The organism is Klebsiella sp. CB_Kp196 (genome assembly GCF_040061575.1).
Taxonomy (GTDB): Bacteria; Pseudomonadota; Gammaproteobacteria; order Enterobacterales; family Enterobacteriaceae; genus Klebsiella; species Klebsiella michiganensis.
Window position 1 is genome coordinate 33,605 of record NZ_JBEAFH010000031.1, and the last position, 13,060, is coordinate 46,664.

General features: G+C 54.4%; 9 protein-coding genes. 5 read left to right on the plus strand and 4 right to left on the minus strand.

All coding sequences use genetic code 11. The features are described 5' to 3' along the window. Positions 1-87 precede the first annotated feature (87 nt). Together tsf and rpsB are read right to left on the minus strand one after the other, a co-directional pair. Positions 88-939 (minus strand): translation elongation factor Ts, encoded by an 852-nt coding sequence (gene tsf, locus ABLU87_RS04955; protein ID WP_004098746.1) that lies wholly within the window; start codon positions 937-939, stop codon positions 88-90. Positions 940-1,058: 119 nt separating this feature from the next. After that, positions 1,059-1,784 (minus strand): 30S ribosomal protein S2, encoded by a 726-nt coding sequence (gene rpsB / locus ABLU87_RS04960; protein WP_003856207.1) that lies wholly within the window; start codon positions 1,782-1,784, stop codon positions 1,059-1,061. Between the two features lie 323 nt (positions 1,785-2,107). On the opposite strand from rpsB, the gene map reads away from it, so the two are divergent. The 5 genes from map to ABLU87_RS04985 all read left to right on the plus strand — a co-directional run bounded on the left by map (position 2,108) and on the right by ABLU87_RS04985 (position 10,214). Continuing rightward, positions 2,108-2,902, plus strand: a complete 795-nt coding sequence (gene map, locus ABLU87_RS04965) for a type I methionyl aminopeptidase (protein ID WP_004098745.1) — start codon at positions 2,108-2,110, stop codon at positions 2,900-2,902. Positions 2,903-3,021: 119 nt separating this feature from the next. Continuing rightward, a complete protein-coding gene (glnD, locus tag ABLU87_RS04970) occupies positions 3,022-5,685 on the plus strand; it encodes a bifunctional uridylyltransferase/uridylyl-removing protein GlnD (RefSeq protein ID WP_046878565.1) in 2,664 nt (887 codons plus the stop codon). Positions 5,686-5,718: 33 nt separating this feature from the next. Beyond that, on the plus strand, positions 5,719-6,543 hold the full coding sequence (gene dapD / locus ABLU87_RS04975; protein WP_004098743.1) for a 2,3,4,5-tetrahydropyridine-2,6-dicarboxylate N-succinyltransferase: 825 nt from the start codon (positions 5,719-5,721) through the stop codon (positions 6,541-6,543). Between the two features lie 107 nt (positions 6,544-6,650). Beyond that, positions 6,651-7,040: a DUF3461 family protein gene (locus ABLU87_RS04980; protein WP_004098742.1), complete on the plus strand. Its 390-nt coding sequence runs from the start codon at positions 6,651-6,653 to the stop codon at positions 7,038-7,040. Between the two features lie 195 nt (positions 7,041-7,235). Next, complete coding sequence (locus ABLU87_RS04985) at positions 7,236-10,214, plus strand: putative mucin/carbohydrate-binding domain-containing protein (RefSeq protein WP_122116934.1); 2,979 nt, start codon at positions 7,236-7,238, stop codon at positions 10,212-10,214. A gap of 36 nt (positions 10,215-10,250) precedes the next feature. Here the strand turns inward: ABLU87_RS04985 and cdaR are convergent, their stop codons facing one another. Both cdaR and degP read right to left on the minus strand, forming a co-directional pair. Next, the gene (gene cdaR / locus ABLU87_RS04990) at positions 10,251-11,408 is read right to left on the minus strand and encodes a DNA-binding transcriptional regulator CdaR (RefSeq protein WP_004098741.1); all 1,158 of its coding nucleotides are present in this window, start codon (positions 11,406-11,408) and stop codon (positions 10,251-10,253) included. A gap of 191 nt (positions 11,409-11,599) precedes the next feature. Further along, positions 11,600-13,039: a serine endoprotease DegP gene (gene degP, locus ABLU87_RS04995; protein ID WP_004098740.1), complete on the minus strand. Its 1,440-nt coding sequence runs from the start codon at positions 13,037-13,039 to the stop codon at positions 11,600-11,602. Between the last annotated feature and the right edge of the window lie 21 nt (positions 13,040-13,060).

Genomic DNA, 13,060 nt, shown 5'->3' on the forward strand with positions numbered 1-13,060 from the left:
GCTTTTCAGCGTGCCCACTATAGCGGTTGGCTGAATTTACACATTAGGCGCAAAAAGAAGCCGCCCTCAGGCGGCTCCTTTTGAAAATTAAGACTGCTTGGACATCGCAGCAACTTCTGCTGCAAAGTCAGTCTCAACTTTCTCAATGCCTTCGCCCACTTCAAAGCGGATGAAGCCAGTCACGTCAGCGTTGTGCTCTTTCAGCAGCTGAGCAACGGATTTGCTCGGGTCCATAACGAACGGCTGACCGGTCAGAGAAACTTCGCCGGTGAATTTCTTCATGCGGCCTTCAACCATTTTCTCTGCGATTTCTTTCGGCTTGCCAGACTGCATGGCGATGTCCAGCTGAACCTGGTACTCTTTTTCCACCACTTCAGCGGAAACGTCTTCCGGCTTAACGAATTCAGGCTTGCTTGCAGCGATGTGCATAGCGAGCTGTTTAACCAGCTCTTCGCTCGCGCCTTTAGCGGCAACCAGAACACCGATACGCGCGCCGTGCTGGTAAGAGCCCAGAACTTCGCCTTCCAGGGAAGAAACGCGACGGATGTTGATGTTCTCACCGATTTTAGCAACCAGCGCAACGCGTTCTTCTTCGAACTGTGCTTTCAGAACTTCAACGTCGGTGATTTTGCCTGCAACAGCTGCATCCAGAACTTTGTTAGCAAATGCCTGGAAGCCACCATCTTTAGCCACGAAGTCAGTCTGGCAGTTAACTTCCAGAATGATGCCGTAGGTGCCATCGATTTTAGTGATGATCACGCCGTCAGCGGCAACGTTGCCCGCTTTTTTCGCTGCTTTAATAGCACCGGATTTACGCATGTTTTCGATTGCCAGCTCGATGTCGCCGTTCGCTTCAGTCAGCGCTTTTTTGCAATCCATCATGCCTGCGCCAGTACGCTCGCGCAGCTCTTTTACCAGGGATGCGGTAATTTCAGCCATTCTTTATTCCTCGGGAGATGTGATCGGCCCGGTTCCAGGAACCAGACAGATTTGAAAGTGAAAAAGGGGCCGCTAAGAGGCCCCTATTTATACACGGTACTAAATAAGGGTATGCCTTATTATTCAGCTTCTACGAAGCTTTCTTCCGCCTGAGAAGCCAGATCCTGAGAACGGCCTTCACGAACGGTAGCAGCAACAGCGCTCAGGTACAGGCTAACTGCACGGATTGCGTCGTCGTTACCCGGGATAACGAAGTCAACGCCGTCCGGATCGGAGTTAGTATCAACGATAGCAAATACCGGAATACCCAGGTTGTTTGCTTCTTTGATTGCGATGTGCTCGTGGTCAGCGTCGATAACGAACAGCGCGTCCGGCAGGCCGCCCATGTCTTTGATACCGCCCAGGCTGTTTTCCAGCTTGTCCAGCTCACGAGTGCGCATCAGCGCTTCTTTCTTGGTCAGCTTGTCGAAAGTACCGTCCTGGGACTGAGTTTCCAGGTCTTTCAGACGTTTGATAGACTGACGAACGGTTTTCCAGTTAGTCAGCATACCGCCCAGCCAGCGATGGTTCACGAAGAACTGGTCGCAGCTGTTAGCAGCGTCTTTTACCGCTTCGCTTGCAGCGCGCTTAGTACCAACGAAAAGGATTTTGCCTTTGCGAGAAGAGATCTTGTTCAGTTCAGCCAGAGCTTCGTTGAACATCGGTACAGTTTTCTCAAGGTTGATGATGTGAACTTTGTTACGCGCGCCGAAGATGAAAGGCTTCATTTTCGGGTTCCAGTAACGGGTCTGGTGACCAAAGTGAACACCAGCCTTGAGCATGTCGCGCATGGAAACAGTTGCCATGTTTAAAACCTCTATAGATAAAAGTTGGGGTTATGCCTCCACGTATCCCATATTACCGACCCCAAAGGGCACCCCGGAATATGTGCCGATACGTGTGTGTTGTTACACAAAGTGAGATTTGTCGCTTCAGTCCATCTTGTGTATCTGAGAATGGAACAGAAGTCCGGCGCGCTTTATACCACAAAACAGGAGCAGACACCAACTGTTGTTGACGTCGCGTGCTGCTAATGATTCTCAATTTGGCAGCAGGACGCCCGGACTGTTAACATTGTTCAGACATAATCTATTATTGTCGAAAAAATCGACACTGCTGGACACAATCCATGGCTATTTCTATCAAGACATCTGAAGACATCGAAAAAATGCGCGTTGCCGGCCGCCTGGCCGCTGAAGTGCTGGAAATGATCGAACCCTACGTAAAACCGGGCGTCAGCACCGGCGAACTGGATCGCATCTGCAACGATTATATCGTTAACGAACAAAAAGCCGTATCCGCCTGCCTGGGCTACCACGGCTTCCCGAAATCCGTCTGCATCTCTATTAATGAAGTGGTGTGCCACGGGATCCCGGACGACGGCAAGCTGCTGAAAGATGGCGATATCGTCAACATTGACGTCACCGTCATTAAAGATGATTTCCACGGTGACACCTCGAAGATGTTTATCGTCGGTAAACCGACCATTCTGGGCGAGCGCCTGTGCCGCATTACCCAGGAAAGCCTCTATCTGGCCCTGAAAATGGTCAAACCGGGCGTTAATCTGCGCGCTATCGGCGCGGCTATCCAGAAATACGTCGAAGCCGAAGGTTTCTCCGTCGTGCGCGAGTACTGCGGCCACGGTATCGGCCGCGGTTTTCATGAAGAACCGCAGGTGCTGCATTACGACTCTCCGGAAACCAACGTGGTGCTCAAACCCGGCATGACCTTTACCATTGAACCGATGGTCAACGCGGGTAAAAAAGAGATCCGCAGTATGAAAGACGGCTGGACGGTAAAAACCAAAGACCGGAGCTTGTCTGCGCAGTATGAGCATACTATTGTGGTGACAGACAGCGGCTGCGAAATACTGACGTTACGCAAGGATGACACCATCCCGGCGATAATCTCGCACAACGAATGATGAAAAGCCGGCGCCAGCCGGCTTTTTTATGACGGGCACCCTGTGGGCCGCCGCAAGCGACGTTAAAAATCGCTCCCGGCGATTTTTTATGGGCGATAGTTTTTTATTATGGTGGCGCGATGAGCAACTCTTTATCTGATACTGTCTCCCCTGCCCTGGCCGACCAGCCGGCGAATCCGGGCTGCTGGCCGCAGAGCGACTTCAACTGCGCGGCTATCAAGGCGCACATCGACGCTTTTCAGCGCTGGCTGGGCGAAGCGTTTGACCACGGCATCGCCGCAGAGAGATTGATTGAGGCGCGCACCGAATTTATCGATCAACTGCTTCAGCGGCTATGGGTCGAGTACGGGTTCGGGTCGATGAACGACATCGCGCTGGTCGCCGTCGGCGGTTACGGCCGCGGCGAACTGCACCCGCTTTCCGATATCGACCTGCTTATCCTGAGTCGTAAAAAGCTGCCCGATGAGCAGGCGCAGAAGGTCGGCGAGCTGCTGACGCTGCTGTGGGATATCAAGCTGGAAGTCGGCCACAGCGTGCGCACCCTCGAAGAGTGCCTGCTGGAGGGGCTGTCGGACCTCAGCGTCGCCACTAACCTGATTGAATCGCGTCTGCTTATTGGCGACGTCGCGCTGTTCCTTGAACTGCAAAAACATATATTCAGCGACGGCTTCTGGCCATCGGAAAAGTTCTTTGCGGCAAAAGTCGAAGAGCAGAATGTACGCCATCAGCGCTATCACGGGACCAGCTATAACCTCGAGCCGGACGTGAAAAGCAGCCCCGGCGGCCTGCGCGATATTCACACCCTGCAGTGGATCGCGCGCCGCCATTTCGGCGCCACCTCGCTTGATGAAATGGTCGGCTTCGGTTTCCTGACCGAAGCCGAGCGCAACGAGCTTAACGAATGCCTGCATCAGCTTTGGCGCATTCGCTTTGCGCTGCATCTGGAGCTCAACCGCTACGATAATCGCCTGCTGTTCGACAGGCAGTTCAGCGTCGCCCGTCGCCTGCGTTACGAAGGCGAAAGCAACCAGCCGATCGAGCATATGATGAAGGATTTCTTTCGCGTCACCCGCCGGGTGAGCGAGCTGAACCAAATGCTGATCCAGCTGTTCGAAGAGGCGATTCTGGCGCTCACCGAAGATGAGAAGCCGCGGCCGATTGACGATGATTTTCAGCTGCGCGGCACGCTAATCGATCTGCGCGATGACACGCTGTTCATCCGCGAACCGCAGGCGATTCTGCGCATGTTCTTTATGATGGTGCGCAACAGCAGCATTACCGGCATCTACTCCACCACGCTTCGCCACCTGCGCCACGCCCGCCGTCATCTGACGCAGCCGCTTTGCTATATTCCGGAAGCGCGGACCCTGTTCCTCAGCATGCTGCGCCATCAGGGCGCGGTCAGCCGGGGGCTGCTGCCGATGCACCGCCATAGCGTGCTGTGGGCCTATATGCCGCAATGGTCGCATATTGTCGGTCAGATGCAATTTGACCTGTTTCACGCCTATACCGTTGATGAACACACGATCCGCGTGCTGCTTAAGCTTGAGAGCTTCGCCAAAGAAGAGACCCGCAGCCGCCATCCGCTGTGCGTTGAACTGTGGCCGCGCCTGACGCATCCGGAGCTGATCCTTATCGCCGCCCTCTTCCACGATATCGCGAAAGGACGCGGCGGCGACCATTCGATTCTCGGCGCGCAGGACGTGCTGAAATTCGCCGAGCTTCACGGTCTTAACTCGCGCGAAACCCAGCTGGTGGCGTGGCTGGTGCGTCATCATCTGCTGATGTCGGTCACCGCCCAGCGTCGCGATATTCAGGATCCGGAAGTGATCAAGCAGTTTGCCGAAGAGGTGCAAACGGAGAACCGTCTGCACTACCTGGTTTGCCTGACCGTCGCCGATATCTGCGCCACCAACGAAAACCTGTGGAACAGCTGGAAGCAGAGCCTGCTGCGCGAGCTCTATTTCGCCACCGAAAAACAGCTGCGCCGGGGGATGCAAAACACGCCGGATATGCGCGAGCGGGTGCGTCACCACCAGCTACAGGCGCTGGCGCTGCTGCGGATGGAAAATATTAATGAACAGGCGCTGCACCAAATCTGGAACCGCTGCCGCGCCAACTACTTTGTGCGCCATACGCCAAACCAGCTCGCCTGGCACGCGCGTAATCTGCTGCAGCACGATCTCAGCAAACCGATGATCCTGCTCAGTTCCCACGCCTCGCGCGGGGGCACCGAGATCTTCATCTGGAGTCCGGATCGTCCTTACCTCTTCGCCGCCGTTTGCGGCGAGCTGGATCGACGTAATCTTAGCGTTCACGATGCGCAGATCTTCACCACCCGCGACGGCATGGCGATGGATACCTTTATTGTTCTTGAGCCGGACGGCAGCCCGCTTTCCGCCGACAGGCACGAAATGATCCGCGTGGGCCTGGAACAGACCATCAGCCAGCGCAGCTGGCAGCCGCCGGCGCCCCGTCGTCAGGCGGCGAAGCTGAGGCATTTTTCCGTGCCGACGGAGGTGAATTTCCTGCCGACGCATACCGACCGGAAATCCTTTCTTGAGCTGATTGCTCTCGACCAGCCGGGTCTGTTAGCGCGCGTCGGCCAGGTGTTTGCCGACCTCGGAATTTCGCTCCACGGCGCGCGAATTACGACAATTGGTGAGCGAGTAGAAGATTTATTTATAATCGCCACCGCAGACCGGCGCGCCCTTAATAATGAGCTACAGCAAGAAGTGCAACAACGGTTGACAGAGGCCCTCAATCCAAACGATAAAGGGTAACGTATTTTTTTAAGTAAATGGAAAGAGTAAACAATGCAGCAATTACAGAACGTTATTGAGTCCGCTTTTGAGCGTCGCGCCGACATCACGCCGGCAAACGTGGATACCGTAACCCGCGAAGCGGTTAACCAGGTGATTTCTCTGCTTGATTCCGGCGCGCTGCGTGTCGCTGAAAAAGTTGACGGCCAGTGGGTCACCCATCAGTGGCTGAAGAAAGCGGTTCTGCTCTCTTTCCGTATTAACGATAACCAGGTTATCGATGGTGCGGAAAGCCGCTACTTCGATAAAGTCCCAATGAAGTTCGCGGATTATGATGAAGCGCGTTTCCAGAAAGAAGGTTTCCGCGTCGTTCCGCCGGCGGCCGTTCGTCAGGGGGCGTATATCGCTCGCAACACGGTTCTGATGCCGTCCTATGTGAACATCGGCGCCTACGTTGACGAAGGTTCGATGGTTGATACCTGGGCGACCGTGGGTTCCTGCGCGCAGATCGGCAAAAACGTCCACCTGTCCGGCGGCGTCGGCATCGGTGGCGTACTGGAGCCGCTGCAGGCTAACCCGACCATTATCGAAGATAACTGCTTTATCGGCGCGCGTTCGGAAGTCGTTGAAGGCGTCATCGTCGAAGAGGGTTCCGTTATCTCCATGGGCGTATACCTCGGCCAGAGCACCAAAATCTACGATCGCGAAACCGGTGAAGTCTTCTACGGCCGCGTTCCGGCGGGATCCGTCGTCGTCTCCGGCAACCTGCCGTCAAAAGATGGCAAGTACAGCTTGTACTGCGCGGTTATCGTCAAAAAAGTCGATGCCAAAACCCGCGGCAAGGTTGGAATCAACGAACTTCTGCGTACCATCGACTAAGCAGCATGAAAAGCGGGAGGCATCCCGCTTTTTTTATATATTGAGCTGGCGAAGATGGATTTTTTCGTTAATTATTCAAAGATTACGATGATATCAAAGGTACCGTTATGTACGATAATCTGAAAAGTCTTGGTATTACCAATCCTGATGAAATCGATCGCTATAGCCTGCGGCAGGAAGCCAACAACGACATTCTGAAAATCTACTTTCAGAAGGATAAAGGCGAGTTCTTCGCCAAGAGCGTCAAGTTCAAATATCCGCGTCAGCGCAAAACCGTTGTCGCCGACGGCGTGGGCCAGGGATATAAAGAAGTCCAGGAGATTAGCCCTAATCTACGCTATATCATCGACGAGCTGGATCAAATCTGTCAGCGCGATCGCACCGAAATCGATCTGAAACGTAAGATCCTCGACGATCTGCGTCACCTCGAAAGCGTGGTGACGAATAAGATCAGCGAAATCGAATCCGATCTGGAAAAACTGACCCGCAATAAGTAAGCCTGATACGGGCCAGATGCTGGCCCTGTTTCTCTCTGCCTCATCCTCTTTTTTCTCACTTACCCCCACCGGCAGCATCAGCGAATATCAGCTATTCCTCTCTGATATCATTTCATCTCATATCCCTATCTACATGAATGACATAATAAAATAAGTCGCTGTATGTTCAATTTCCACCTGAAAGGAGATCATACGATGACACAGGAAATTGAACAAAAATTTTATACCCTACAATCTGCGCCCTGGCTGGATAAGACCGGTTTTGAAAAAGGACGGCAGCACGATCGCCAGCCGCTGGGCTTTATTCTGCCCGCCAATACGCCGCTGCACATTCGCCAACCGGATATCAGCAACGGCAACTCGATTCTGCGCCTGCTTTGCAATGATACCGCGCTAGAAAGCACCAGCACGATCGCCACCGGCTGGAAAACGGTCAGCGCCACGGTCGACACCGTTCCTTTTGTCGATACGCTGTTTACCGACCAGTCCAGCGAATTCACCGTCATCTACCAGCAACCTGCGGCAACTAAACCGCTGCCGTGCTGGAAAGCAGGACAATCTGAGGATGAATTTTTCCTCAGCTGGGAGAAAAATCAATCCGCACTCGCGCTGCTTGATTTAGATGTGATTAACCTGCTGCTGCCCTACGCCGACCGCGATAATGCGATGAAAGCGGGCTTATCCTCGCTACACGCTTATTACACCCACCTTTTCAAATGCTATAACGACTGGGCTGGGCTAAGCGATCGCCCGGATGCGCCGTGGAACCAGGATGTCGCCAACCGCTACTTTGTGCGGGCAGATAAACACGGCGTCGGCGCAGCCTATTATCACCCCTGGTGGTGCGCACATACATCATCAACGTTAGGTGAAGGCTGGCTGGATAACGTTGCGACGCAGTGGGTTATTCTTCATGAAATTGCGCACGGGTATCAGGGCAAATTTATGCAGGACACCACTCTGCCCGTCAATGAGGTGTGGAACAATATTTACGCCGCTTTCTATCAGCAGCTTACCCTGAGCCAGGATAATCATCTCTATGTGGATGGCTGGCTCTATAACTATGGTCAGCAGGCCGTACAGGAACTCCAGCTGATGACCTATATAAAAGACCAGACGCCGGTCGCCAGCTGGGGCCTGCGTCCGCGCCTGCAATTCCTGATGCTGATGTTGCTAAAAGCAGGAACCAAAGCCTTCAGCGCCTTTAACCAGAACTATCGTGAACTGGCCAACGGCGATAGCTTCCGGCCGTCCGATTATCAGCTTATCGATATGTTGGCTACCGCCATTGCCGCCGCCGCAGGGTATGATGTCACGCCGTTTATCGAGCTATGCGGCTTAACGCTGGAAATTACCACTAAGGGAGATATCGCCGCGCTGGCGGCAAAACCGCTCTATCCGCTATATCTTTTCCTTCCGCAAAGCGAATGGGATAGCGCGCGGCGGCAGCTGGGGCTGGACTCCTTCGTCTGGCTGGTGGATAACAGCGAACTGGTGGCATTAGGCAAAACGGGGACGCTATCCCTGACGTTCAATATCGACCAGCTGGAACAAATTTACGGGCGAACGCTGACGATTAAAGATAATTGTGGCACGCATTATTCACTGGTTGTTAATGATGACACGTTGATCCTGAATGATATTCCAGTCGGCGTTTACCAGATCGATCCTCCGAAAGGCCGTTCACAAAAATATCGTCCGGATATCAGCTATCTCGTCGTAAAAGAAGGGGCGAATGCGGCTACCATCAACTACACCCGACAATGCGATACCCGCGGGCGTAACGTGACAATGAGCTTTTTAGGTATTGGCGACACGCCGTTTGCATATCTGGATATCGATTTCGAAAATCAGCAGCTTACGCTGAATATTACCAGCGCCACGCCGCACAACAACTACCCTGACGCGCTCTATGCCGGCGTATGCGTACTTTCCGCCAGCGGCGAAAAAGTCTTTGAGCGCAATATGAACGGCACAAACTGCGCCACCGGTAAGGTGATTATTCCCTTCGGCCCTCACTATCACTTGTATATTACTCACGTCGAGCCGGGACGTCTGAAAGCCTCCCCGGAGTATTTACCGCTGATCGCGGGCGAGAAATGCCAGCTGATGCGTATTGATGAGAGTGGGCTTTACAACTTTATCCTCGATAATAATCCGGCGGAAGATTTACTGGCTATTTTCGAGCATGACGCTCAGGCGATGCGTAACCAGCCTTCGCTATTAGCGCAGGAAGAGAACGTATGTAAAAACGATCTCTGGCTGATGCTCTCCCATATTGAAGAGCCCAAGCGCAGCAGGCTGCTTAAAGAGTATGCCGATGTTCTGCCTCAGGATAATAGTGAACCGGGCGAGTTGACGGGCAAGAGCGTGACCCTCAATCTCAGAGGACAGGGCAACAAAGATTTTTGCCAGATCGTTATCGATAATCAACAGCACGCCATGATGGTCACCACCCGTACCGGCGCGCCGCACCCGTATTATGTCTCCCATACCTACGCCAGCATTACGGTAACCGGGGCGGACGAAACGGTGGTTTATCACCGCAGCTATGCCGGAGCGACCAACAACCTGGCAAACATCGAAACTATCGCCCTCGCTGAAAACATGATCATTGAGGTTTTCCATGATGAGCCATTCCGCTCCAGCGCCAGCAATGATACGACGCATCGCGCCATTACGCTGAAGCAGCACAACCGCTGGCGGGTAGTGAAGGATGGGCTGGAGACCTGTTCGCTGGTGCCAGACCCGGAGGATAAAGAAACTACGGATGCTGAGGACGAGGCTACAGAGCTGTATGGCGATCTCTTCTGCTGGCAGCTACTTGGCAATGATAATATTCGTTTTGCGACGATGGAGATGGATATTGGCCGCGGCGCGCTCACCTTTACCGCCAGCCCCGTGGTGCCGAATAAGCACTTTACGACGGCCTATGCCGCGGTGAATATCTACAATACGCGCGGCTCGGTGGTTTATCGCCAGTCCATTAAAGGCTCATCGCAGCTTGGCGACTATATAGATACGGCAATACTTGATGAGGGCTATATCATCGAAGTATTCCATGCCGAAGCCGGCGATCGCTCCGTCATTATCAACCCACAAAACGGTAACGCCTGGCCACAGCCTCATACCGTCTCCTGGCAAGTCACGGCCCGCGGACTGCAGCGCCTGTAATTCCCGTCCCCGCTCCCGCCGCAGGCGGGAGTGTTTTTAGCGCTGCTCATCGAGCTGTAGCGCAATATACAGCAGCAGACGATCGTCAAAATTACCCAAATCCAGCCCCGTCAGCTCAGAGATACGGTTCAAACGGTATTCCAGCGTATTACGGTGGATAAACAGTGCTTTCGACGTCGCCAGCGGCTGCACGTTATGACGAAACCAGGCCTGTAAGGTGCGACGCAGCAGGCCGTTGTTATCCATCGCCTTCAGGCGAACCAGCGGGCGCGCCAGCTCATTAGCCTGCCAGCCACCGCGCAGGCTATCCAGCAGTACCGGCAGCATCAAATCCTGGTAAAAATAGCTACGGCTCTCCGGCATCCGCTGTTTACCGACCATCATGGTGGTTCTGGCGGTGCGATACGAGCGAGCAATGCTGCCCGGTCCGGTAAAAAAGTTTCCCAGCGCCACGCGAAAACGCAGCTGACCGTTCTCTTTCATCCTGCTAATGAGCTGCTCGACCCGTTTGCAGTGATCTTCCGCATCCCAGCGGCCAAAGGCGTTCAGCGCGGGCTTCAGTACCACCATTTCGGTCAGCGAGACAATGGCCACCAGATTATTACGGTCCGGCGTGGTCAACGCGGTCTGGAGCTGCTGCAGCTCCGCCATCGCGCTGTCTACGCCCAGCTGGCCGCTATCCACTTCAATCATAGCCACCACGCGCGGTTGGTTGAGATCGATCCCCAGACGCTGGGCCCACTCGGTCAGCGCCGGGGTGTTCTCTTCCGCCTGAATCAGGTTCATCACCAGCTCTTCGCGCAGACGGCTATCCTGGGCCAGGAGATGCATCAGCCGCGATTGTTCCAGCATCATCTCGGCGGTCATACACACCAGTTCACCGTATTTACGCAGCGACTCCGGTTCGCCGGTCAGGCCGATAACGCCGACGATCTCCCCTTCCAGACGCAGCGGCAGGTTGATCCCCTGGCGCACGCCGTGCAGATGTCGGGCAACGGCATCATCAATATCGACAACGCGGCCCTGGGAAAGCACTAATAGCGCGCCTTCGTGCAATTCACCAATTCGCTCGCGGTCTCCGCTACCGATAATGCGCCCGCGGGCATCCATTACGTTAATATTGGTATCAATGATGCGCATCGTACGCGCCACGATATCCTGAGCCATTTTGGTATCAAGATGCCAGCCAGCCATGTAACCCTCCCGTGAGCAGGCTAACAGCATAAAAGAGTTGGCAACACGCTGCATTGTGCATTTGCACAAAGCCGGGCTAAGAAATATGGAGTTGTGGAAGATATCACAGAACGAAAAATGGAAGGGGCGGCAGAAATAAAAAAGCCCCTTTCCTCCGCAAGGAGAAAAGGGGCTTTGCGAACCGTCAGGGATTACTGCATCAGCAGATAAATCGACGTATCGCCGCGCTGGATATTCAGCGCCAGAACCGACGGTTTGGCATCAAAAATTTTGCGCAGGTCGGCAATATTTTTCACCGGCTGCTGGTTCGCGCCAACGATAATATCGCCTTTCTTCAGGCCAATCTGCGCCGCCGGCGTTCCCGCTTTCACGTTACTCACCACGACGCCTTTATCCTGACCTTTGTTGCTCATTTCCGCACCTTCAATACCGTTGAAGATGGTGCTTGAGTCAACCTGGTTCTGATTGCTCTGCTGCAGCTCAACGGTCACCGTCACCGGCTTGCCATCACGCAGCAGGCCAAGCTCGACTTTGCTGCCGATCGGCATGGTCCCCACCTGGGCACGCAGCGCGGCAAAGCTGCTGATCGATTTACCGTTCAGCGTGGTAATCACGTCGCCGGCTTTAATCCCCGCCTTAGCGGCCGCCGAGTTCGGCATCACCTGGCTGACGAACGCGCCGCGCTGAGCGTCAACTTTCATCGCTTTCGCCAGTTCGGAATTCAGCTCGGTCCCCATGATGCCCAGCTCACCGCGCTTAACCTGGCCAAATTTGACCATCTGATCGGTCAGGTTTTTCACCATGTTGCTCGGAATAGCGAAGCCGATACCAATGTTGCCGCCGTCCGGCGCCAGAATCGCGGTGTTGATACCGATCAGCTCGCCGTTCAGGTTAACCAGCGCGCCGCCGGAGTTACCGCGGTTGATCGCCGCATCGGTCTGGATAAAGTTTTCATAGTTTTCAACGTTCAGGCCGCTACGGCCCAGGGCGGAAACGATCCCCGAGGTCACGGTTTCGCCCAGGCCAAACGGGTTACCGATCGCCACGGTGTAATCGCCGACGCGCAGGGCGTCAGAGTCCGCCAGCTTAATCGCGCTCAGGTTTTTCGGATCCTGGATTTGAATCAGCGCAATATCAGAACGCGGGTCTTTGCCGACCACTTTCGCGTCGAACTTGCGGCCATCGCTGAGCTGAACTTTGATAGTAGTCGCGTTATCCACGACGTGGTTGTTAGTCACAACATAGCCTTTAGCGGCATCAATAATCACCCCGGAACCAAGGGCCATAAATTTCTGCTGCTGGCCGCCGTCGCTACCCGGCGCACCGCCCTGCCCGCCGCCCTGACAGAACGGAGAGCTCTGGAACGGAGAACCATCCTGACAGAACGGCGAATTGTCGCCAAAGAACTGCTGGAAGTTACGCGGCATCCGCGGCGTATTAACGGTGGTGCTCCCCTCAACGTTAATGCTCACGACCGACGGCATCACTTTTTCCAGCATCGGCGCCAGGCTTGGCATCTGCTGCGCATTAGTCGCCGAAGAAGCTGTTTCCGCCGCGCTCGCAGAGAGAGGGGACAACGCCAGACCTAAACTCAGAGCCAGGGCACTCATTGCTAACGTGGTTTTTTTCATAGGTTTCAATCTCAATTTCAG

Coding starts and splice junctions, on each gene's coding strand:
- tsf (WP_004098746.1), bottom strand. CDS start 939: ATGGCTGAAATTACCGCATCCCTGGTAAAAGAGCTGCGCGAGCGTACT.
- rpsB (WP_003856207.1), bottom strand. CDS start 1,784: ATGGCAACTGTTTCCATGCGCGACATGCTCAAGGCTGGTGTTCACTTT.
- map (WP_004098745.1), top strand. CDS start 2,108: ATGGCTATTTCTATCAAGACATCTGAAGACATCGAAAAAATGCGCGTT.
- glnD (WP_046878565.1), top strand. CDS start 3,022: ATGAGCAACTCTTTATCTGATACTGTCTCCCCTGCCCTGGCCGACCAG.
- dapD (WP_004098743.1), top strand. CDS start 5,719: ATGCAGCAATTACAGAACGTTATTGAGTCCGCTTTTGAGCGTCGCGCC.
- ABLU87_RS04980 (WP_004098742.1), top strand. CDS start 6,651: ATGTACGATAATCTGAAAAGTCTTGGTATTACCAATCCTGATGAAATC.
- ABLU87_RS04985 (WP_122116934.1), top strand. CDS start 7,236: ATGACACAGGAAATTGAACAAAAATTTTATACCCTACAATCTGCGCCC.
- cdaR (WP_004098741.1), bottom strand. CDS start 11,408: ATGGCTGGCTGGCATCTTGATACCAAAATGGCTCAGGATATCGTGGCG.
- degP (WP_004098740.1), bottom strand. CDS start 13,039: ATGAAAAAAACCACGTTAGCAATGAGTGCCCTGGCTCTGAGTTTAGGT.